We start from the raw sequence: 21600 nt of genomic DNA on the forward strand, positions 1-21600 counted from the left end.
CGTCGGACAAGGGTTTCGCGGGCGGCCGTCGGTCAGCTGATGTCGATCCTGACGAGGCGGGGGAAGAGAGCGCTCAGCAGAGCGGTGACGTGCTGCTGCTTCTCGGCACCGGCCGGTGCCCCGTTCATCAGGGCGATGCTGGTCAGTCCGGGCAGCCGCTCCGCGTAGCGCGTCAGCACCTCCTGGTCCGCGCAGAAGTTCAGGTCGAGGTGCTGTACGTGGGGCAGGACCGGTAGCCCGGCGACCGATGTCGCCGGATTTCCGTAGAGACTCAGACAGACGAGCAGGGGGAGCAGCGCCAGCTCGCGCCAGTCCTCGGGTGTTCTGGGGGGGTTGCGGAGGGCCAGGTGACACAGGGTCTGCCATGCGGCGATGCCCGTGAGCGAGAGGCCAGTGCCGTTGCTCTGCCTGAGCGACAGCAGTTTCAGCGGCGCCCGGCGGGGAAGCACCGCGGCCGCACCCTCCGCGGGCAGATGGGTCTCCAGGTGCAGCACCTTGAGGCCGCCCATCTCCGGGAGCTCCCGGGGAGGCGAGCCGCCGCAGTACCCGAGGGAGTCCAGCGAGAGCCGCGGCAGCACGGAGAGATCCGTGACGTTGGGGCAGTCCGAGATGTAGAGGCTGCGCAGGGCGGTGAAGCCGGAGAGCCACCCCACGTCGGTGAGCAGGGCGTTCCCGATGATGTCCAGGCGGCTCACCTCCCGGCGGTGCTCGGGGCTCCGGGCGATCTCCCGCAGGTCGAGGGGGCCGCCGAGGTGGAGGAGGGGCCACGCGGGACCGGCCGTGAGGGCCGCGAGCTGGGCTTCCGTCTCGACGTCCAGCACCAGTTCCTCGCGGCTGACCCGGGACAGTACCTCGGACAGGTAGGGGCCGGCATCGAACCGGTGCCAGGTGCCGACGAGTTGGCGGCGTACGTCGAGGCTCGGGTGTCCCCGGAAACGGCGCAGGACCGCGAGGGCGGCGTCGGGTTCGGCCTCGGCGAGCAGGGAGGCGGACACCGTGACGGCGTGCGCCTCCTCGTCGGTGAGCGCCTCCGGTCCGGGCAGCAGTTCCAGAACCAGCGGGCCGGCCTTCGCGAGCTCCCACGCCTCGCGCGTCGTCGCCGGCGGGATCAGCCCGGCGGCCCGCTCCTCCACCTCGCGCCGTACCCCCGAATCCACGGTCGCCGCCTGCTCCAGGCAGGCCAGGGCCTGCAGGGTCGTCCTCGGGGTGTCCAGGTCCAGCAACCGCCGTATCAGCGAGGCCCGTTCGCGCGGGCGGGCGTGGGCGACCGCCATGCGGATCACGTCCTCCCACTGGGTGTCGTCCGCGCGGGAGACCAGGACGTCCAGGTGGCCCTCCTCGACCGCGTACCGGGCGCCCAGGTGGTCCTGGAACGTGCGGTGGACGAAGTCGATGACGCCGTGGGCAGGTTGGCGCAGCAGGCCGCTGCGCAGGAGCAGCGTGTCCAGGATGGTGCGGGCGTCGCCCTGCCGGCCCGCCGAGACGATCGACGGCAGGCACCGCTCCACGATCCCCTCCGCCGTGCCGAGGTCCATCTCGGTGCGGCCGCTCAACACCAGTGCGTACGCGATGCGTTGGAGGATCTCCACCTGGGCCTCCTCGCCCAGTTCCACGCCGTCCACGGCGCCCATGCCGCGTTCCCGGTCCCGGCGGGTCAGCAGCATCGCCAGGGCTGCGTCGTACAACTCCTTGCGGCCGGTGGGGAGATAGCCGCGGCGCTCCCGGTGCAGTGCGCAGATCAGGCCGCACATCAGCGGGTTGGTGGCCAGCCGGGCCAGGTCGCGCTTCGTGCGCAGGGAGTCGAGGAGGCGTTCCTCGAACTCCGCCGCCCCGGCGGCCGCGTGCCAGCGCCGTACGAAGGTGGCGACCTCGGCGCGGCGCATGGGCGAGAGGGTGGTCTCGCCGAAGCCCTCGTCGGCCAGCCAGTCGGCGCGTACGGCGGTCGGGCGGGACGTGAGCAGCCAGCGGTTGTCCGGGAAGGCGGCGACCAGTGCGGTGAGCCAGTCGCGGGCACGGCGGCGGTCCGCGGCGGGCACCTCGTCGAGACCGTCGACGAGGACCAGCCCCCGCCCGGTGGTGAGCACCCGTTCCGCCCAGCCGGCCGGCGGTGCGTGCGGGCAGCCCACGGCGTCGAGGAAGGCGCCCGGCGCGGGCAGCGCGGGGGCGCGGACGAGGGTGCGCAGCGGCAGGACGTACGGGACGAGGTCGCCGTCCCGGGCCGCCGTGACCGCGAGCCACTGGACCAGCGTGGTCTTGCCGGACCCGGCGTCGCCGCGCAGCAGGACCCGGCGCGGGCCGCCGGTCAGCACGTCCTCGGCGGGGAGCTGGGTGGTGCCGGGCTCGGACGGGATCCCGCCGGTCATGGTCCAGCTCGGATCCGCCGGGCGGGACTGCGCCGTCGCCTCCAGGCTCAGGTACGCGACCTCCAGCGGCCAGCGGTCGGGGGAGTCGCGCAGGTCGATGCCGTAGATGGTGATGTGCTTGTGCCGCGCGGTGACGTAGTCGCGGTAGCGGCGTTCGAAGGCGGTGTCGCCGACATCGGGGCGCGGCACGCGGGAGATCAACTCGTCGATGCGCGCGATCAGTTGTGCCTGCGTCCGGCTCTGTTCCACCAGCGTGCGAGCCAGGAACGTCGAGCGGCGTGTGAAGAACTCCAGGATGTGCAGGCAGGCCCATTCGGTCGCCGAGTCGAGGAAGTAGGCCGAGTCGACGGCCAGATGGGCCGGTGTGGGCGCCGACCGGGCGAGCCGGGAGGCGAGTTCGCGGTGGCCCAGCCGTACCGCCTGCGCGTCGTCCATGTCCAGGTCGCCGAGGGCCAGCAGGCGGGCGGCGAGGGCGTCGGTGACGGCGGTGGTCTCGTCGGCGGGGAAGGGCGGTTCGCCGGGGGAGTCCGCGGCCCGGGTGACCAGTTTCGCGGCGAGGCGGTGCACGTCCCTGTCGGTCAGGGTGCGCTTCTCGCCCCGGAAGGAGACCAGGGCCGCGAGCCGTACGGGCCTGTCCACCAGGCCCGCGCCCGGCCCGTCCGCCCGGAAGAGCTTCCTGACCAGCGGGCCGATGAGGGCGGACGTCAGTTTCCCGCCGAGCAGAGCCGGTTCCATCGTGTGCGCCACCCCCGTGATCGCCGCGAACAGCCATGAGCCTAGCGGGAGGAGGGGTTCCTGAGACCTGGACCACAGGACGGGGCGGTTGGTTGAGACGTGGACCACACACCGGGGCTTCGGAGTTGAGGCCCCGGTCACACGAGGGGGGCTCGGCGGACCGGTGCGCCGGTGCTAACTCGCGTGGCCCCGTTCACATTTAAGGGGGTGCCGGATCCCTCGCCCGGTGACAAGCGGCACAGGCCGTTTCGGGACTACTAGCGATGATAGGAGCGGGATGTATGGGTCCAAAAAGGACTTAAGTCCCGCCGATCCGCTGTCATCTCTGTCCGTTTTAAGGCTATTTATGAGCAGTGCGCGCAGTGTCAAGAGGATGAAGGTAAGGGGCCCTATTACTAGCTCTGGCCGTAGATGGGGTGCTTGAGCCGGTCTGGGCGGTCGGGTTACCAAGGTATGGCCCACCCGGTGGCCGCCTGTTCGCCGAGTGGACTTCCTGTCCCCGTCTCTTGAGGTTCTGATGACCAAGCGCGTTACGTCCCCCCGTTCGTTCCGTCTCTCCACGATCCGCTCCCGCACGGCCGTCATGGTCGTCGGTCTGAGCGCTTCCGTCGCACTCGGCGCCGGGGTCGCGTCCGCGGCCGATGCCCCCACCACTGTCACCACCAAGACCGCCGCGACCGCCGTGAAGGCCCAGGCCGCCGCGCAGTCCAAGGCCGCGACCACCGCGAAGGCGAAGGCCGCGAGCGCCAAGGCCGCCGCCGCGAAGAAGGCCGCCTCCTGGATCGACCCGGTGAAGCACTACACGCTCTCCGCGGGCTTCGACCAGTCGGGCAGCCACTGGGTCGCCAAGCACAGCGGCCAGGACTACGCGGTGCCCACCGGCACCGACGTGATGGCCGCGCACGGCGGCACCGTCGTCAAGGCCGGCGGCAACGGCGCCGGTGACGGCCCCGCCTACGGCAACGCCATCGTGATCAAGCACGGCAACGGCACGTACTCCCAGTACGCGCACCTGTCGCGGATCGACGTGAAGGTCGGCCAGGTCGTCACCACCGGTCAGCACATAGCCCTGTCCGGCAGCACCGGTAACTCCACCGGCCCGCACCTGCACTTCGAGATCCGTACGACCCCGAACTACGGCTCGGCGATCAACCCGGTCACCTTCCTGCGTGCGCACGGCGTCACGGTCTGATCCGACCGGACCCGTACGGCACCACCCCGGAGACGGCGGACGGGCGGCAGGCGGGCCGCCCGTCCGGGAACCGGATCCCCCCGGGACCACTGGTCCCGGCCCCCGAACCCGCCCGGTACCGAGGTCCCCGCGCGAGGCGTGTCACGCCTCCTCGTGGGCCTGGGTGACCAGACCCACCGCGACCTTGAGGACGGCTTCCCGCTTCTCCTCCGGGTCGCCTTCCACGTCCTGGAGCGCGAACATCCCGGCGTGCATGGTGAACAGCGCGCTGATGCAGCGGACCTGGGCCGTGAGCGAGGACTCGGGGTCCCTGAGGATCTCGCGCAGACCGAGCATGCGGGTCTTGAACTGTTCCCCGATGCTCAGGTCCCGCACCGTCGCCTGGTTCTCCTGCATGAAGCGGAACAGCGGCGCGGCCTCGTGCAGGGCGTCGCTGTAGCGGCGCAGCACCTCCTGCTTGGTCGCCAGCGTGTGCGGCTGGTCGCGCCCCCACTCGATCAGTTCCTCCATGGGCCTCGTGAGGTCCTCGAAGAGGCTGATCAGGATGTCTTCCTTGGTCTTGAAGTGGTAGTAGAGCGCCGCCTTGGTGACGTCCAGGCGTTCGGCGATCTCCCGCAGTGAGGTCTTCTCGTACCCGTGGTCGGCGAAGAGTTCGAGTGCCACGTCCTGAATGAGCTGGCGCGTGTTGCCCCGGCGCTGATGCTTCGTGCCGCCGTCGTCCGTCGTGCCGTCCATTCGCGTGCTCCTCTTGCTCCTCGTGCCCCTGTGCACCCCCCGGTGCCCCTGCGCAGTCCCATGATCCGCCATGAGCCGGACGCCATAGAAACTTACTTGACGCCCGGCTAGTTACGGGTCTACCTTCCCCAGTGTAAACAACTAGCCGGTCGTCAAGTAAGTCTGCGACGGTGATGGTGCGGGCGCACGTGCGGGACGGCGCCGTCGCGCCGGGACAGGGCAGTTCGGGCGGCACGAGCGGTACAGGGGAGTGGTGGACGATGGCGGACGCACGGACCGTCGACGCCGTCGGCAAGGCCGACGCGGTCGACACGGAGACCGGCAAGCAACCGAGGAGCGTGCGGGTCGTCCTGCTCGCCCTCATGATCGCGATGCTGCTCGCGATGCTCGACAACATGATCGTGGGCACCGCGATGCCGACGATCGTCGGCGAGCTGGGCGGCCTCGAACACCTGTCGTGGGTCGTGACGGCCTACACCCTCGCCACCGCGGCCTCCACCCCCATCTGGGGCAAGCTCGGCGACATGTACGGGCGCAAGGGCGCCTTCATGACGTCGATCGTGATCTTCCTGGTGGGGTCCGCGCTCAGCGGCATGGCCCAGGACATGGGCCAGCTCATCGGCTTCCGCGCCGTCCAGGGCCTGGGCGCCGGCGGTCTCATGGTGGGCGTGATGGCCATCATCGGCGACCTGGTCCCGCCCCGGGAGCGCGGCAAGTACCAGGGCATGATGGCCGGCGTCATGGCGCTCGCGATGATCGGCGGACCGCTGGTCGGCGGCACCATCACCGACAACTGGGGCTGGCGCTGGTCCTTCTACATCAACCTGCCGCTCGGCGTGATCGCGCTCGCCGCGATCAGCGTGGTGCTGCACCTGCCGAAGAAGCGCGGGACCGCCCGCATCGACTACCCGGGCGCCGCGCTGCTGACCGTGGGCATCACCGCGATCGTGCTGGTCACCACCTGGGGCGGCACGCAGTACGACTGGACCTCCGCGCGGATCATGGAACTGATCGCGATCGGCGTGGCCTCCCTGGTCGGGTTCGTGTTCTGGCAGACCAGGGCCGCCGAACCGATCGTGCCGCTGCACATCTTCCGCAGCCGCAACTTCACCCTGATGTCGGTCATCGGCTTCGTCACCGGGTTCGTGATGTTCGGCGCGGTGCTCTTCCTGCCGCTCTACCAGCAGTCCGTGCAGGGCGCCTCGGCGACCAACTCGGGGCTGCTGCTCCTGCCGATGCTGCTCGCGATGCTGGTCATGTCGCTGGTCGCGGGCCGTGTCACCACCGCCACCGGCCGGTACAAGATCTTCCCGATCGCCGGCGGGGTGCTGGTGACCGCGGGCCTGTACCTGCTGTCGCTGATGGACACCGACACGAGCCGCTTCACCTCCGGCGTCTACATGGCCGTACTGGGCGCGGGCATGGGCTGCCTGATGCAGATCACCATGCTGGTCGCGCAGAACAGCGTGGAGATGAAGGACATGGGCGTGGCCTCCTCGTCCACCACCCTGTTCCGTACCCTCGGCTCCTCCTTCGGCGTCGCGATCATGGGCGCCCTGTTCAACAGCCGCGTCCAGGACGAGATGTCCCGGCGGGCCGGCGCCGTGGGCTCGAAGGTGACCGAGCGGTCCGCGCAGCTCGACGCGGCGAGCCTGGCCAAGCTGCCGGCGGCGGCACGGGAGGCGTACCAGCACGCGGTGTCCTCCGGTACGCACGCGGCGTTCCTGCTGGGTGCCGCGGTCGCCGTGCTCGTGCTGGTGTCGGCGGTGTTCGTCAGGGAGACGCCGCTGCGGGGCGCGGGACCGGACGCCGCCCCGGGCGACCCGGCGGACGGGGCCCGGGGGGCCGGTGCCGTCGAGGGCGGCCCGGACAGGGACTCCCGCGTGGCCGGGGCGGTCTGAGCGCCGGCCACCGCACGTCGCGCACCGCGCGCCTCACGACCGGACGGCCCCCGGGTGTCTCGCACCCCGGGGGCCGTCCCGCGTCCGTGGGACGCCGCACCGAGTCCGCCGCCGCACCGTGTCCGCCGTCGCGCCGCGCCCGGTCAGGCCCCCGGCAGCCGCAGTACGGGATGGCTCCCGGTGTCGGTCGGCGCGTGCTCGGGCAGCCACAGCAGGGCGACCGCGCCCAGCACCGGCCCGGCACCGCCGCCGTCGCCCGGACCGGTGCCCGGACCGGCGTCCGCGGCGGACGGCGCGTCCGTCTGGGCGGGCAGGTGCGCGTGCGGGTGACCCGGTACGGGGACCTGCCCCGGGGCGGCCCGCCCGTCCCGCACGTTGCGGAACGTGAGCCGGGCGCCCAGCACCCGGGCCTGCCCCGCCGCGATGGTCAGCCCGAGGCCGTGGCCGTGCCCCGCGCGGTCGCTGCTCCCCGTGCGGAACCGGCTCGGGCCCTCCGCCAGCAGGTCCTCGGGGAAGCCGGGCCCGTGGTCGCGCACCCGCACGAGGCGGCCCTCCACGGTGACCTCGACCGGCGGCCTGCCGTGCCGTGCCGCGTTCGCCAGCAGGTTGAACAGCACGCGCTCCAGCCGGCGCGGGTCGGTGGTGACCTCCGACTCCCGCAGCACCCGTACGACGGCCGACGGGTCCTTGGCCCGCACCCGCCGTTCGACGAAGCCGCCCAGCAGGATGTCCTGCAACTCGGCCCGTTCCGAGGCGCCGTCGAGGCGCGCCACCTCCAGGACGTCCTCCACCAGCGTGCGCAGCGCCTTCGCGCGGTCGAGGACCAGCTCGGTGGGGCGGCCCGGCGGCAGCAGTTCCGCCGCGGTCAGCAGCCCGGTCACGGGGGTGCGCAGCTCGTGCGCGATGTCGGCGGTGACCCGGCGCTCCGCCTCCAGGCGCTGCTGCAACGCGTCCGCCATGCCGTCCACGGCACGGGCCAGGTCGTCCACCTCGTCGCGCGAGACGCCGCCGATGGCGTCCCGTACCCGCACGTCCGGCTCGCCCTGCGCGACCCGGTTCGCCGCGGCGGCCGCCTTGCGCAGACGCCGCGAGAGCCGGCCGCCGATGAGCACGCCGAGCGCGCTGCCGCCGAGGACGACCGCGATCGAACCGGCGACCAGGGCCCGGTCGAGGTCCGAGAGGATGTCCGAGCTGCGGTCGGTGAACCCGGTGTGCAGGGACAGCACGTGCCCGTCCTTGACCGGCACCGCCGCCCAGATGTCCGGGACACCGCCCGCGTCGTCGCTGACGTACGTGGCGCGCCGGCCCTCCTCGACCTTCTCCCGCAGCGCGGCGGGCAACTGGGGGTCGTCGATGCGGATGTTGGGGAAGTTGGGGCGGCCGGACAACTCGTAGGTGCGCTGGGCTATCTGGACGCGTTCGTCGGCGAGGTCGCGGGCGTTGTCCAGCATCGACAGCCGTGCCGCGTTGTGCACGACGAGACTCAGGGCGAGGACCACCAGGGCGCCCACGAGCGCGATGGCGGCACTGAGCTTCCACCGCAGACCCGTGCGGAACCTGGCACGGAACAGGGCCCGGACCCGGTTCCGGGCCCCGGACCCGGTGCGGGCCGCCGGCCCGGCCCCGGCGGTGTCCCCGGCTCCCGCGTCCAGCACGTCCGCCGGCGTGCTCCCCGGTCCGGTGTCCCGCACCCCGTCCGGTCCCGCCTCCACTGCGCCGCGTCCCACCGCGCTCAGGCCCGCAGCTTGTAGCCGAAGCCGCGCACGGTCTCGATGCGGTCCTGGCCGATCTTGGTCCGCAGCCGCTGCACATGGACGTCGACGACGCGGGTGTCGCCGCCCCAGCCGTACTCCCAGACGCGTTCCAGCAGCTTGTCGCGGGACAGGACGGTGCCGGGCGCGCCGGAGAACTCCAGGAGCAGCCGCATCTCGGTGGGCGTGAGGGCGACCGTGCGGCCGGCCCGGCGCACCTCCATGCCCTCCGTGTCGATCTCCAGGTCGCCGTCGCCGAAGGTGAGGACACCGCCGTCGTCCGCCGTGCCCGCCCGCTCGGCCGGTCCGCCGGCGCCGCTCGCGTGCCCGAACCGGCGCAGCACCGCCCGGATGCGGGCGACCAGCACCGCGCCGTCGAACGGCTTGGTCACGTAGTCGTCGGCACCTGCCTCCAGGCCGAGCACGACGTCGATCGAGTCGGCGCGCGCCGACACCATGATCACCGGGACGGTCGACTCGTCGCGGATGCGGCGGCACAGGCTGACCCCGTCGAGACCGGGGACCATCACGTCGAGGAGCGCGATGTCGGGCCGGTCCGCGCGGAACGCCTCCAGGCCGGACAGCCCGTCGGGCATCGCGGTCACCGTGAATCCGTCCCGTTCCAGGGCGAGTTGGGTGGCCTCGCGGATGACGTCGTCGTCCTCGACGAACAGTACGTGCGTGTGGTCTGCCATGCCCTGTTTCCCCTGGTTCCCCGTGCTCTCAAGTCCTCGTGGGCGACGGCGACGGTGACACGTCCCCCTCGACCGCGCTGCTGTAGTCGTTGTGCGTGCGGTACTCCTCCGCGAAGGTGCCCGACGTCCAGTGGTACGTGATGACGTTCTCACCCGAGGGGCTGGAGACCGGGTCCCCCCTCTCGTACACCTGCTTGGTCACCACGAGGTCGCCCCGGTCGATCTCCGCGTAGACCGGCGGTTCCTCCGCGCGGAAGACGTCCCGGTAGGCGCCGTTCTCCTCGCGGTACACGTAACTGCCCACGCCGACGGCGTCCCCGCAGGTCATCACGTTGACGACGATGTCGTCCGCCGCTGCGCCGGTCAGGTTCCCGTACGACACGTCCACCGGGTACTCGTCGCCGACGCACGGCTTCAGGTCCCGCTTCACGGCCGCCGCGATCCGCGGGTCGTCCTTCACGAGCCGCACGGCGTCCGCCCGGCCGGGCGTCGCGGAGGGAGCGGCACCGGACGCGGACGCGGACGGGGACGGCCGTGCCGTGGTGCTCCCGCCGGAGCCGGTGTGCGCCGGGCCCTCGTCGCGGGCGCCCGTGCCGTCCGCGCCGCAGGCGGCCAGCGCCGTGCACAGGACGGCGGACAGGGCGGCCGCGCGGACCGCCGCGCGCCGCCCGTGCCGGGCCGTGCCCGCGCCGCTCGGGCGGGGCGACGCCTGCGCCTCGGCGCCGTTCAGGCCACGCAACGCTCCCGCTCCCCGTGTTCCGGCCCGCGCGCCCCGGCGCCCCGGCTTGCCAGCTCCTCGCGGAGGCGGGCGAGCGCCCGGTGCAGCGTGCTCTTGACCGTGCCCGCCGACATGCCGAGGGCCGCGGCGGTCTCTTCCGTGGACATCTGTTCCCAGTGTCGCAGTACGACCACGCTGCGCTGCTTGGGAGGCAGCACCTTGAGCACCTCCATCAGCAGCGCGCGGTCCGCGTACTGCTGGGTCGAGTCGTCGACGGCCGCGTCCGGGAGCTGCTCGGTCGGCACCTCCTCCAGCTTGCGGGCCCGCCACCACTCCGTCCGCGTGTTGATCATGACGCGGCGCAGATAGGCGTCCGCCAGCCGCTTGTCGGCGATGCCCTCCCAGCGCCCGTACGTCCTGACCAGCGCCGTCTGGAGCAGGTCCTGCGCGTCCAGGGGGTCCGGGACCAGGCGGCGCGCGCTGCGCAGCAGCGCCTCCTGCCTGGTACGCACGTACTCCTCGAATTCGAGCCCCTCGCGCTGCGCCATCCCCAACCGCCTCCGAATTCCCCGTCTCCGGGCCGCCCGCCGCGATGTCGCGGCGGCGGCGGTCCGGACCGCCTGTGAGTCGCCCTGCCCCCGGCCGCGCGCGTGCCGTGCCGCCCGTGGTCGTGATCGCCGAGCGATCCGGGCCGCCCGCGCGGGGCCGTGTCACCGCCGGCTCCGTCCCGCCGCCGGCGCCCGGGACGTCCGCGTCCGCCGGTCCGCGGCCGCCGGGTGCCGTCCGGGGTGTACGACCGAAGCTACGGACGGCTTGTCACGGCGCTGTGCGGGCCGGCCTGCGGGAAGCGCGCGGCTGTCCGGCGGTTGTGTAACGGAACGCGGGGCGCGCCCGTGGGCGCGGGGGGAACGTCCGGGTTGCGTGCGGTACGGGCGTACGGCCCGCGGACGGGCCCGGCGGACGTTCGGCGCCGGGGCCGTTCCCGGTCGTCACGGGGGCGCGCGCAAGGACGCGGCCCGCGGATCCGTTCCGCGGGCCGCGTCCGGTGGCGTCCGTCAGGCCAGCGGCAGGCGGTACAGACCGCCCGGCAGGGGTTCCACCAGGCCGTCGGCGACCAGGCCGTCCAGTGCGCGGGCCCGCTGCACCGGCTCGTGCCACACGCGGTCGAGCGCGGTCTGCGACACGGGCATGCGGGCCTCCCGCAGCACCGCGAGCAGCTTGCCGCGCACCTGCCGGTCGGTACCCGCGTACGTCTGGACCTTGCGCGGCGGCCCCACGTGCTCGGGCTTGCCGGCCTGCTGCCAGGCGCACTGCGCGCTGACCGGGCAGCGCGCGCACGACTCGTTCTTCGCCGTGCACACCAGCGCCCCGAGTTCCATCGAGGCGGCGGCCCACCGGGCGGCGGTCCCCTCGTCCTCGGGCAGCAGGGCGCGGGCGAGCCGCCGTTCGGCGGCGGTGGTCGCGTTCGGCGGGTACTGCACACCGTTGACCGCGCGCGCGAACACGCGCCGCACGTTGGTGTCCAGCACGGCGTGCCGCTGCCCGTAGGCGAACGACGCGACCGCGGCGGCCGTGTACTCGCCGATGCCGGGCAGCGCGAGGAGCTGGGCGTGGTCGGCCGGTACGTCGCCGCCGTGGCGTTCCGTTATGGCGACGGCCGCGCCGTGCAGCCGCAGCGCACGGCGCGGATAGCCGAGCCGGCCCCACGCGCGTACGGCCTCGCCCGGCGGTTCCTTCGCCAGGTCGGCGGGGCGCGGCCAGCGGGCGAGCCACTGTTCGTAGACGGGCAGCACACGGGCCACCGGCGTCTGCTGGAGCATGAACTCGCTGACCATCACGCCCCACGGGCCCGCCTCGGGGCGGCGCCAGGGCAGGTCGCGTGCGTGTTCGTCGAACCACTCGATGACGGGGGAGTGCAGGGCCCGGCCGGCCGCCGCCTCGCGGCCGGGGACCGCGTCCTCGCCCGCGTACGGGCTGGGGACGGTGTGGACGTCGGGGGCGGCAGGGCTGCTGTGCGGGTGCTTCGTGGGCGCAGTCATGACCCTCCGATCCTGCCACGCGCGGCACCGTCCGCGGGGACACCGCCACCCCGCCGGACCGGGCGCAGTGGATCCGGCCGCGCGCCCCCCGGGTGCTGCGGGATCACCCGGACGGCTCCCGGGCGACCCCCGGACGGCCTCCGGCGTCCCCCTTCCGGACCCTCCCGGGATGATGATCCGGAAAAGTTGTGGTCCGAGCGGCGGGTGGCGCGGAACAAGACAGGGTTCTCTCGTAAGGTTTGGGCCGTGGGATCTCTGCGCAATCCGATCGGGCCGCTTCCCTCCTCCATCTATTGGCGCCGGAGGGTCCTACTGCTGTCCGTGATCGTCCTGTTGGCGCTGCTCGTCACCTGGATCGTCTCGCGGGACGGCGGCGGTGGCGGGAACCACGCGGGGGGTTCCAACGGCAAGAACCCCGCTCCCACGATCACCCCGGGCCCTTCGGGGTCCGGCCCGGCGATCAGTCAACACCCGGGCGGGCGGGGCGAGTCGGGCGGATCGGACACGGGCGGCTCGGGGGACGACGCCGGGTCGGGTTCCGGGTCCGGGTCCGGCTCGGGTTCCTCGGCGGGCGGTTCGGGCGACACCTCCGGCGCCGGGGGCGACGGCGGTACGACCACGGGTTCGGCGGGCGGTTCGGACGACGGTGCCAAGGGCGGCGGCGGCGGAGGAGGCACGCTCCCGGCCGGCACCACTCTCGTGAACTGCGCCGCGAACGCCGTCTCGTTGACGCTGCGCAGCGTCCACAACTCCTACCAGCCCGGCCAGAAGCCCACGTTCGAGATCACCGCGAAGAACTCCTCCGGCAGCGACTGCAAGGTCGATCTCGGGCCCAAGCACGCGGTGTTGACCATCACGAAGGCCGACAGCAGCGACGACTACTGGTCCTCTGCCGACTGCCCGAAGACGTCCGGGAGCGTGCTGTACCGGGTGTCCGCCGGAAGCAGTGCCGGCACCACGGTCACCTGGGACCGCAAGCCGAGTTCACCGCAGTGCGCCACGCCGCCGCCCGGTTCGGCGAAGGCGGGCACGTATCTGGTGCAGCTCAAGGCCGCCGGGTTCGAGAAGGCGCAGACGTCGTTCGTGCTGGCGAAGGACTGAGCCGGGGCGTCCCGGGCGCGGGCGCCCGGACGGGAACGGAGCCGGGGCCGGACGCCCCGGCTCCTTCGCGTTCCGGGCGCGTCAGACGTACCGCTCCAGGATCGACGACTCCGCCAGCCGCGACAGCCCCTCGCGGACGCTGCGGGCGCGGGCCTCGCCGACGCCGTCCACCGTCTGGAGGTCGTCGACGCTCGCGGCGAGCAGCTTCTGGAGACCGCCGAAGTGCTCGACGAGCCGGTCGATGATCGCGCCGGGCAGCCTCGGCACCTTCGCCAGCAGCCGGAACCCGCGCGGCGACACCGCCGAGTCGAGCGCCTCGGGCGAGCCCGTGTACCCCAACGCCCTTGCCACCGTGGGCAGTTCGAGCAGCTCGGCGTGGCTGAGCTTGTCGAGTTCGGCGAGCGCCTCGTCGACGGTGCGGGAGCGCTTGGCGGTGGGCTCGGGCACGTAGTCCCGCACGACGAGTTCGCGTTCGGGCTCGACACCGGCGATCAACTCGTCGAGCTGGAGCGCCAGAAGACGTCCGTCCGTGCCCAACTCGACGACATACTCGGCGATCTCGGTCGCGATGCGGCGCACCATCTCCAGGCGCTGCGAGACGGCCGAGACGTCGCGGACCGTCACCAGGTCCTCGATCTCCAGCGCGGACAGCGTGCCGGCGACCTCGTCGAGGCGCAGCTTGTAGCGCTCCAGGGTGGCCAGCGCCTGGTTGGCGCGGGACAGGATCGCGGCCGAGTCCTCCAGGACGCGGCGCTGACCGTCCACGTACAGGGCGATCAGGCGCATCGACTGGGACACGGAGACGACGGGGAAGCCGACCTGCTTGCTGACGCGGTCCGCGGTGCGGTGCCGGGTGCCCGTCTCCTCCGTGGGGATCGTCGGGTCCGGGACGAGCTGCACGCCCGCGCGCAGGATCTTCGAGAGGTCGGACGAGAGCACGATCCCGCCGTCCAGCTTGCACAGTTCTCGCAGGCGCGTCGCCGAGAACTCGACGTCGAGGACGAACCCGCCGGTGCACATGGCCTCGACGGTCCGGTCCGAGCCGAGCACGATGAGCCCGCCGGTGTTGCCGCGGAGCACCCGCTCCAGGCCGTCGCGCATGCCCGTGCCGGGTGCGACGGCGCTCAGGGAGGCGCGCATCAGGGCGTCGGCAGCGGAACTCCCGCCGGACTTTCCGGGCGCTGCCGCCCGGTCGTTGGCTGCCACTGCACTCCTCCGGTCGCAGGTTCTGGGACGTCCCCGCCGCGTACGCACGGAACACGCGAAGGTGTGCGGAGGGACGAGACCAGGGCAAAGTCTACCGGCGGTCCTCGTCCTCCCGTGGGGCCTCTCGGCGACGGGAGCGCGGAAGGACGCGCAGGGCGTCTCCCATGTCGGCGACTTCCAGCACCTTCATGCCGGCCGGGACCTTCCCCGGATCGGTCGGTACGAGCGCGTGCGTGAAGCCGAGCCGGTGCGCCTCGGCCAGCCTGCGCTGGACCCCGGTGACCCGTCTGACCTCGCCCGCGAGGCCCACCTCGCCGATCGCGACCAGGTTCTTGGGCAGCGGGGTGTCGCTCGCCGCCGACGCGAGCGCGAGCGCGATGGCCAGGTCCGCGGCCGGCTCGGTGAGCTTCACGCCGCCGACCGTCGCGGAGTAGATGTCCCGTTTCCCCAGGGCGCTGATCCGGCCACGCTGTTCGAGGACCGCGAGCATCATCGAGACGCGGGAGGTCTCCAGGCCGGACGTGGTGCGGCGGGGCGAGGGAATCTGCGAGTCCACGGTGAGCGCCTGCACCTCGGCCACCAGCGGACGCCGGCCCTCCAGGGTCACCGTCAGGCAGGTGCCCGGCACCGGCTCCGCGCGGCGGGTGAGGAACAGGCCGCTGGGGTCGGCGAGTCCGGTGATGCCCTCGTCGTGCAGTTCGAAGCAGCCGACCTCGTCGGTCGTGCCGTAGCGGTTCTTGACGCCCCGTACGAGCCGCAGGCGCGCGTGCCGGTCGCCCTCGAACTGGAGCACCACGTCCACCAGGTGCTCCAGGAGGCGCGGGCCGGCGATCGCGCCGTCCTTGGTGACGTGGCCCACCAGGATCGTCGACATGCCGCGCTCCTTGGACGCCCGGATGAGGGCGCCCGCGACCTCGCGCACCTGGGCCATGCCGCCCGGGGCGCCGTCGATCTCCGGGGAGGCGACCGTCTGCACGGAGTCGAGGACCAGCAGGGACGGCTTGACCGCGTCCAAGTGGCCGAGAACGGCGGCCAGATCGGTCTCGGCGGCGAGGTAGAGGTGGTCGTCGATGGCGTGGATGCGGTCGGCCCGCAGCCGGACCTGGCTCGCGGACTCCTCGCCCGTCACGTACAGCGTGCGGTGCTCGTCACTGGCCGCCTTGGCCGCCACGTCGAGCAGCAGCGTGGACTTGCCGACGCCCGGCTCGCCCGCCAGCAGCACGACCGCGCCGGGCACGAGACCGCCGCCGAGGACCCGGTCCAGCTCGGGCACGCCCGTGGAGCGCGCGGTGGCCTGCCGGCCGTCGACCTGGCCGATCGGCACGGCGGAGGTGGTGACCCGGCCCGGCGAGGTGGTGCGCACCGCGGGCACGCCGTACTCCTCGACCGTGCCCCAGGCCTGGCACTCGGGGCAGCGCCCGAGCCACTTGGCCGTCTGCCAGCCGCACTCCGTGCAGCGGTAGGACGGACGGTCCTTGGTGGTCTTGGTACGGGCAGCCATGCCGAAACCGTAGCCCCCGCCACCGACAGCGCGGTCCCCCGTCCCGCGACCGGGCCGCCGGGGCCCCGCGACCGCCCGGCGCCGGCGCCTCCGCGACCGCCCGCGCGGACGCCCGCCGCGGGGGTGCGCCCGTACGCCCGTACGCGCCGCCGGGCCCGCGCCGGTCGGTATCTGACGGGAGAGCACTACGCAGCGAAACCCTGTTGTCCCCTTATGAGGGATCGTTTCACCCGTACGGAGGAAAAGCGCTCAAGGTGGAGGAAGTGCCCGCGTCCGGCCGCCTACGGTCGCACGGGTGATGAGCAGCAGTACGGAGACCTCGAACCGCACCACCGGCGCACACCGGGCGCACGGCGAGGCGCGCGACCGCGCCGCTGCGCACACTCTCGCGCGACGCCCGTCCGCACGCCACGAGCCGTACCTGGACGGCCTGTTCACGTACTGCCTGTCCGTGCTGTGCGACCACGACGCGGCGACCGCGGCCCTCGCGGACACCCTCTCCATCGCCGAGCGCCGGGGGCAGCGCGTCCCGCAGGCCCCCGCCGCACTCCGCGCCTGGCTCTACGCGCTCGCCCGCTGGGTCTGCCTGCGCACCCTCGCGGAGGCGAAGCGCAAGCGGCAGGCGGAGCACGCGGCCGGCCGCCACGGCACCGACACCCCGGCCGCCCCGGTCCCCGTCAGCGCCACACCCGTGCCCGGCGAGACCCCGGCGGCCGAGGCCGCGCCCGACGCCGCGCCCGGTCCCGCGGCCGGCGACTCCGGCGTCAGGCTGCGCAAGCGGCCCGGGGGCGACCCGGTGGCGGCGGACCCCGCCGACGACGAACAGCGCGACCGGCAGCGCCGCGAACTCGCCCGGCTCGCCTGGCCGGAGGCCGCAGGCACCGCGCCCGAGCAGCGCGAGGCCCTCGAACTCGCCGTGCGCCACCAGCTCTCCGCCCAGGAGATCGGCTCGGTCCTCGGCCTCGAACTCGCCGCGGCGAGGGAGCTGCTCGCCGGTGCCGCGTGCGAGGTGGAGCGCACCCGCGCCGCGCTCGCCGTCGTCCAGACCGGCACCTGCCCGAGCGTCTCCCGGCTCACCGGCGACAACCGCCTCGTGCTCAGCACCGCCCTGCGCCGCGAACTCGTCCGGCACGTCGACGACTGCCCCCGCTGCCGCCGCACCGCCGAGCGCGCGGTCCCCGGCCGCTGGCCCGGCGCCGCCGTCACCCCCGCCGAACTGCCGGTGCTCGCCGCGCCGCGCGCCGCGCTGCGGGAGGCCATGGCGTCCGGCTCCCGGCCGCGCCGGGCCGCGCCGCGCTTCGACCGGCGCGGCTTCCCGATGGACCCCAAGGACCGCGCCGCCCGCCGGGACCGGCTGCGCGCGCGTGCCGTCACCACGACCGTCGTCGCCACCGTCGTCGCCGCCCCGGTGCTCGCCCTGTGGGCCGCCTACCGGGCCACCCCGACCGGCGAGGGCCAGGACGGCCGCACCGCCACCGCGCGGGAGGCCGACGGGCCGGGCGCGCTGGACGGCGAGAACGGCGGCGGCTACGAGAACACCGGCAACTCCCGTACCGCGAAGTCCCGTTCGGGCAGCCCCGCCAAGAACGACGTGACGGTGAAGGTCACCAGTGTCGCCACCGGCAAGAAGGGCGCGGCCACCAAGGGGGCGGGCGACCTCGGCGTGACCGCCGCCACCAGCGGCGACACCACCCTCGTCACGCTCACCGCCTCCGGGGACGCGCCGGTCGCCTGGTCGGCGTCCACGGGCGCGTCCTGGCTCTACCTGAGCCGCTCCTCCGGCACCCTCGCGCCCGGCGAGTCGGTCACCGTCCAGATCCGCGTCGACCCGCTGCGCGAACCCACCGGCCACTGGACCGCCCACGTCGCGATCGCCCCCGCGGGCGTCGTCGTCACCATCGACGGTCACGGCCCGGCGGCGGACACCGCGACCCCGACCCCGGAGCCGACGGCGACCGGCCGCCGTCACCACCACCATCACCACCCGCGCCCCACCGGCCGCCCGACCCGCACACCGTCCGACGACCCGACGCCCACCGCGCAGCCGACGGCGGAGCCCACCCCGACGCCCACGCAGCCGCCGGACGGCGGACCGACCACGGCACCCGGCGACGGCGGCGCCACGGGCGCGGACGGCTCCTAGACCGTGTGCGCGCGGCCCCGGGGCTCCCGCCCCGCGAGGGTCAGCCCCGCGCGGCCGCCGGGTCCGCCGGGTGCGGCGCCACCAGCGGCAGCCGGGAGGCCAGCCGCTGCTCGCACAGCTCGACGAGACGGTCGTAGCCGCCCTTGCCCATCAGCTCGACGAGCTCGGGGCGGTAGGAGACGTACACGGGGTCGCCCGCGCCGTGCGCCGACGTCGCCGACGTGCACCACCAGTGCAGGTCGTGGCCGCCGGGACCCCAGCCGCGCCGGTCGTACTCGCCGATCGACACCTGGAGCACGCGCGTGTCGTCGGGCCGGTCGATCCAGTCGTACGTGCGGCGCACCGGGAGCTGCCAGCAGACGTCCGGCTTGGTCTCCAGCGGCTCGCGGCCCTCCCGCAGCGCCAGGATGTGCAGCGAGCAGCCCGCGCCGCCCTCGAAGCCCGGCCGGTTCTGGAAGATGCACGACCCGTTGAACGGACGGGTCTGCCGCGACCCCTCGTCGTCCTCGGAGACCCAGCCGTCCGCCACGCCCTCGTCGTGGTGCTGCCAGATGTCCGGCGTGAGCCGGGCCACGTACCCGGCGACGCGCCGCTCGTCGTCCTCGTCGGAGAAGTGCGCGCCCAGCGTGCAGCAGCCGTCGTCCGCGCGGCCCGCCTGGATGCCCTGGCAGCCGCTCCCGAAGATGCAGTTCCAGCGAGAGGTCAGCCATGTCAGATCGCAGCGGAAGACCTGCTCGTCGTCCGCCGGATCCGGGAACTCCACCCACGCGCGCGCGAAGTCGAGTCCCTTCTCGTCGGGTTCCGAGCCCTTCTTCGCCCGCGTCACCGGCGCCGCCTTCGAAGAACCCGCCCCGGTGGTGCCCGGCTTGGCCTTCTTCGGGGCCTTGTCGGGAGTGTCGGTCTTGTGGCTCTTGTCGGCCTTCGCCTTTTTCGTCTTTGGCACGGGACCAGGGTATGTCGCCCGGAGGCCCTTGCGGCACCGCTGCACCTGCCGGTCCCGCCGCCGCGGCCCCCGGCGACGGCAGTAGCGTTCGCTACATGAGACTCGGTGTCCTCGACGTGGGTTCGAACACGGTGCACCTGCTGGTGGTCGACGCCCACCCCGGCGCCCGCCCGCTGCCCGCGCACTCGCACAAGGCGGACCTGCGCCTGGCCCAACTCCTCGACGCGGACGGCGCGATCGGCCCGGAGGGCGTCGACCGGCTGGTCTCCGTGGTCCGCGAGGCGCTCCAGGCCGCCGAGGACAAGGGCGTCGAGGCGCTGCTGCCGTTCGCGACGTCCGCCGTGCGGGAGGCCCGCAACGCGGACGACGTCCTCGCGCGCGTACGCGAGGAGACCGGTGTGGAGCTCAAGGTCCTCACCGGCGCCGAGGAGGCCCGGCTCACCTTCCTCGCCGTCCGCCGCTGGTTCGGCTGGTCCGCCGGCAAGCTGCTCGTCCTCGACATCGGCGGCGGCTCCCTGGAGATCGCGTACGGCATGGACGAGGAGCCCGACGCCGCCGTCTCGCTGCCGCTGGGCGCGGGCCGCCTCACCGCCGGCTGGCTGCCCGCAGACCCGCCGGACCCGGAGACGGTGCGCACGCTGCGCCGGCACGTACGGGCCCAGATAGCGCGCACGGTGGGGGAGTTCAGCCGGTTCGGCGCCCCCGACCACGTGGTCGCCACGTCGAAGACGTTCCGGCAGCTCGCCCGCATCGCGGGGGCCGCCCGCTCCGCCGAGGGGCTGTACGTGCAGCGCGAGCTGAAGCGGCAGTCGCTGGAGGCGTGGGTGCCGCGCCTCGCCGGGATGACGGCGGCCGAGCGCGCCGAACTGCCCGGCGTCTCCGAGGGCAGGGCCGGTCAGCTCGTCGCGGGCGCACTGGTCGCCGAGGGCGCCATGGACCTGTTCGGCGTGGAGACGCTGGAGATCTGCCCCTGGGCCCTGCGCGAGGGCGTGATCCTGCGCCAGCTCGACCAGATGCCACCGGCGTGAGCCGGGCGGTACCCGCGGACCGACACCGCGCGCCCCGGACGGCTTCGGCCTTCCTGGGCGCGATGCGGGGCCTGGGACCCGCCGTCCCTGCCGTCGCCCCCGTGCGCGCGACGTCGGGCTGCGTTTCGCGGGCGCGCTGATCGGCCTCTCCGCCCCTTGTGCGCGATGCCGGCGTGCGGCTGCGGCCCCGAGCCTCACGTGCCGCGTCACGCACGCCCGTTGCGCGCGACACCGGCCCGCCGTGACGGTTCCGCCGGCACAGGCCCGCCCGTCTCACCCCCGGTGGGCGACCCCCGGCGTGCGTGCCGTCGTCGTCCGCCCCCGGCGCCCGCCCCCTCCCGTCCGACTCCGGCGTGAGTCCCGCCACATGGGGTGCGACGGGCGCCGGGGCGGCCGTCCCGGCGCCCGCCCGCGCGGTGACCTGGGCTGGTCCGTTCCCCGGACGCCCGTGCCGCGGGGGCGGGTTGACGGCCCCCGGCCCCCGTACGGCAGCGGGCGGCCCGTGACCGGATCCCTCGGTACGCGCGGGGGCCCGTACGCTGTTCCTCGTGGCTGAACCAGTGGTGCGGATCCCGGATGCGAAGGTCGCGCTGTCCACGGCCTCCGTGTATCCGGAGTCGACGGCGACCGCCTTCGAGATCGCCGCACGCCTCGGTTACGACGGCGTCGAGGTCATGGTGTGGACCGACCCGGTCAGCCAGGACATCGACGCCCTGCGCGGCCTCAGCGACTACCACCGCGTCCCCGTGCTCGCCGTCCACGCCCCGTGCCTGCTCATCACGCAGCGCGTGTGGTCCACCGATCCCTGGACCAAGCTGAAGCGGGCCCGCGCGGCCGCGGAGAAGCTCGGCGCCGACACCGTCGTCGTCCACCCCCCGTTCCGCTGGCAGCGCCAGTACGCGCGGGACTTCGTCGACGGGATCTGGCGGATGTCGGGCGAGACGGACGTCAGGTTCGCCGTCGAGAACATGTATCCGTGGCGCTACCGCGACCGCGAGATGCTCGCCTACGCGCCCGAGTGGGACGTGACGAAGGACGACTACCGCCACTTCACGATCGACCTCAGCCACACCGCCACGGCCCGCACCGACGCCCTCGGCATGGTCGGCCGCATGGGCGACCGCCTCGGTCACGTCCACCTCGCCGACGGCCTCGGCTCCGGCAAGGACGAACACCTCGTCCCCGGCCGCGGCAGCCAGCCCTGCGCCGAACTCCTCGAAGGGCTGGCGCAGGGCGGCTACGACGGCCACGTCGTCATCGAGGTCAACACCCGGCGCGCGATGTCCAGCGCCGAACGCGAGGCCGACCTCGCCGAGGCGCTCGCGTTCACGCGGCTGCACCTCGCCTCGTCGGTACGCGTACCCCGCGCCTGAGACCCGGGCCCGGCGCGACGGCCGCCACCCGTACCCGGGAGGCCGGCCGATCAGCGGTCCACGGCCGCTCCAGGGGACGGGCCGACCCTCGCCCCCACCGCTCCGCGAACCCCGTCCGCGGCCCGCCGTACGAGACATGTGTCCCGCATTCCGGACACCGTGTCCGCCCCTTGGAG

General features: G+C 73.7%; 16 protein-coding genes. 6 read left to right on the forward strand and 10 right to left on the reverse strand.

Going from position 1 to position 21600, the window contains the following annotated elements:
• Positions 1 to 32: 32 nt before the first annotated feature.
• Complete coding sequence (locus ACFZA0_RS35050; protein ID WP_391024496.1) at positions 33 to 3098, reverse strand: NACHT domain-containing protein; 3066 nt, start codon at positions 3096 to 3098, stop codon at positions 33 to 35.
• 517 nt (positions 3099 to 3615) lie between these two features.
• Between ACFZA0_RS35050 and ACFZA0_RS35055 the strand changes: the two genes are divergently transcribed.
• A complete protein-coding gene (locus tag ACFZA0_RS35055) occupies positions 3616 to 4290 on the forward strand; it encodes a peptidoglycan DD-metalloendopeptidase family protein (protein WP_391024497.1) in 675 nt (224 codons plus the stop codon).
• Positions 4291 to 4431: 141 nt separating this feature from the next.
• Here ACFZA0_RS35055 and ACFZA0_RS35060 read toward each other — a convergent pair whose 3' ends face one another.
• Positions 4432 to 5025, reverse strand: a complete 594-nt coding sequence (locus ACFZA0_RS35060) for a TetR family transcriptional regulator (RefSeq protein WP_391024499.1) — start codon at positions 5023 to 5025, stop codon at positions 4432 to 4434.
• A gap of 260 nt (positions 5026 to 5285) precedes the next feature.
• Here ACFZA0_RS35060 and ACFZA0_RS35065 point away from each other — a divergent pair, with 260 nt between their 5' ends.
• A complete protein-coding gene (locus tag ACFZA0_RS35065) occupies positions 5286 to 6926 on the forward strand; it encodes a DHA2 family efflux MFS transporter permease subunit (RefSeq protein WP_391024501.1) in 1641 nt (546 codons plus the stop codon).
• A gap of 143 nt (positions 6927 to 7069) precedes the next feature.
• Here the strand turns inward: ACFZA0_RS35065 and cseC are convergent, their stop codons facing one another.
• The 5 genes from cseC to ACFZA0_RS35090 all read right to left on the reverse strand — a co-directional run bounded on the left by cseC (position 7070) and on the right by ACFZA0_RS35090 (position 12129).
• Positions 7070 to 8770: a two-component system sensor histidine kinase CseC gene (gene cseC, locus ACFZA0_RS35070; RefSeq protein ID WP_391024542.1), complete on the reverse strand. Its 1701-nt coding sequence runs from the start codon at positions 8768 to 8770 to the stop codon at positions 7070 to 7072.
• Positions 8659 to 9372, reverse strand: coding sequence for a two-component system response regulator CseB (gene cseB, locus ACFZA0_RS35075; protein ID WP_391024502.1), 714 nt, complete (start codon positions 9370 to 9372; stop codon positions 8659 to 8661). The genes cseC and cseB overlap by 112 nt, the downstream gene beginning before the upstream one ends.
• A 28-nt stretch (positions 9373 to 9400) precedes the next feature.
• On the reverse strand, positions 9401 to 10111 hold the full coding sequence (locus ACFZA0_RS35080) for a hypothetical protein (RefSeq protein ID WP_391024504.1): 711 nt from the start codon (positions 10109 to 10111) through the stop codon (positions 9401 to 9403).
• Positions 10099 to 10638: a SigE family RNA polymerase sigma factor gene (locus tag ACFZA0_RS35085; protein WP_391024506.1), complete on the reverse strand. Its 540-nt coding sequence runs from the start codon at positions 10636 to 10638 to the stop codon at positions 10099 to 10101. Before ACFZA0_RS35085 ends, ACFZA0_RS35080 begins: the two co-directional genes overlap by 13 nt.
• 507 nt (positions 10639 to 11145) lie before the next feature.
• On the reverse strand, positions 11146 to 12129 hold the full coding sequence (locus ACFZA0_RS35090; protein ID WP_391024507.1) for an A/G-specific adenine glycosylase: 984 nt from the start codon (positions 12127 to 12129) through the stop codon (positions 11146 to 11148).
• Positions 12130 to 12375: 246 nt separating this feature from the next.
• Between ACFZA0_RS35090 and ACFZA0_RS35095 the strand changes: the two genes are divergently transcribed.
• Entirely contained in the window at positions 12376 to 13230 is an 855-nt protein-coding gene (locus tag ACFZA0_RS35095; RefSeq protein ID WP_391024509.1) for a hypothetical protein, read from the forward strand.
• Between the two features lie 81 nt (positions 13231 to 13311).
• Here ACFZA0_RS35095 and disA read toward each other — a convergent pair whose 3' ends face one another.
• Together disA and radA are read right to left on the reverse strand one after the other, a co-directional pair.
• Positions 13312 to 14436 (reverse strand): DNA integrity scanning diadenylate cyclase DisA, encoded by a 1125-nt coding sequence (disA, locus tag ACFZA0_RS35100; protein WP_391024511.1) that lies wholly within the window; start codon positions 14434 to 14436, stop codon positions 13312 to 13314.
• A 91-nt stretch (positions 14437 to 14527) separates the two neighbouring features.
• Positions 14528 to 15937, reverse strand: coding sequence for a DNA repair protein RadA (gene radA, locus ACFZA0_RS35105; RefSeq protein ID WP_391024513.1), 1410 nt, complete (start codon positions 15935 to 15937; stop codon positions 14528 to 14530).
• A 295-nt stretch (positions 15938 to 16232) separates the two neighbouring features.
• Here radA and ACFZA0_RS35110 point away from each other — a divergent pair, with 295 nt between their 5' ends.
• On the forward strand, positions 16233 to 18080 hold the full coding sequence (locus ACFZA0_RS35110) for a hypothetical protein (RefSeq protein ID WP_391024515.1): 1848 nt from the start codon (positions 16233 to 16235) through the stop codon (positions 18078 to 18080).
• 40 nt (positions 18081 to 18120) lie between these two features.
• On the opposite strand, the gene ACFZA0_RS35115 is transcribed toward ACFZA0_RS35110, so the two are convergent.
• Positions 18121 to 19023, reverse strand: a complete 903-nt coding sequence (locus ACFZA0_RS35115) for a hypothetical protein (protein WP_391024517.1) — start codon at positions 19021 to 19023, stop codon at positions 18121 to 18123.
• 95 nt (positions 19024 to 19118) lie between these two features.
• On the opposite strand from ACFZA0_RS35115, the gene ACFZA0_RS35120 reads away from it, so the two are divergent.
• Both ACFZA0_RS35120 and ACFZA0_RS35125 read left to right on the forward strand, forming a co-directional pair.
• Positions 19119 to 20051: a Ppx/GppA family phosphatase gene (locus ACFZA0_RS35120; RefSeq protein ID WP_391024519.1), complete on the forward strand. Its 933-nt coding sequence runs from the start codon at positions 19119 to 19121 to the stop codon at positions 20049 to 20051.
• A gap of 548 nt (positions 20052 to 20599) precedes the next feature.
• Positions 20600 to 21424 (forward strand): TIM barrel protein, encoded by an 825-nt coding sequence (locus ACFZA0_RS35125; RefSeq protein ID WP_391024521.1) that lies wholly within the window; start codon positions 20600 to 20602, stop codon positions 21422 to 21424.
• The last annotated feature ends 176 nt before the right edge of the window (positions 21425 to 21600 follow it).

This window comes from Streptomyces sp. NPDC008150 (assembly GCF_042956945.1).
Classification (GTDB): Bacteria; Actinomycetota; Actinomycetes; order Streptomycetales; family Streptomycetaceae; genus Streptomyces.

Bases quoted from the DNA above. Each gene is read 5' to 3' on its own strand.
- ACFZA0_RS35060 (WP_391024499.1), bottom strand. From the start codon at position 5,025: ATGGACGGCACGACGGACGACGGCGGCACGAAGCATCAGCGCCGGGGC.
- ACFZA0_RS35050 (WP_391024496.1), bottom strand. From the start codon at position 3,098: ATGGAACCGGCTCTGCTCGGCGGGAAACTGACGTCCGCCCTCATCGGC.
- ACFZA0_RS35090 (WP_391024507.1), bottom strand. From the start codon at position 12,129: ATGACTGCGCCCACGAAGCACCCGCACAGCAGCCCTGCCGCCCCCGAC.
- ACFZA0_RS35055 (WP_391024497.1), top strand. From the start codon at position 3,616: ATGACCAAGCGCGTTACGTCCCCCCGTTCGTTCCGTCTCTCCACGATC.
- ACFZA0_RS35120 (WP_391024519.1), top strand. From the start codon at position 19,119: ATGAGACTCGGTGTCCTCGACGTGGGTTCGAACACGGTGCACCTGCTG.
- ACFZA0_RS35065 (WP_391024501.1), top strand. From the start codon at position 5,286: ATGGCGGACGCACGGACCGTCGACGCCGTCGGCAAGGCCGACGCGGTC.
- ACFZA0_RS35085 (WP_391024506.1), bottom strand. From the start codon at position 10,638: ATGGCGCAGCGCGAGGGGCTCGAATTCGAGGAGTACGTGCGTACCAGG.
- radA (WP_391024513.1), bottom strand. From the start codon at position 15,937: ATGGCTGCCCGTACCAAGACCACCAAGGACCGTCCGTCCTACCGCTGC.
- cseB (WP_391024502.1), bottom strand. From the start codon at position 9,372: ATGGCAGACCACACGCACGTACTGTTCGTCGAGGACGACGACGTCATC.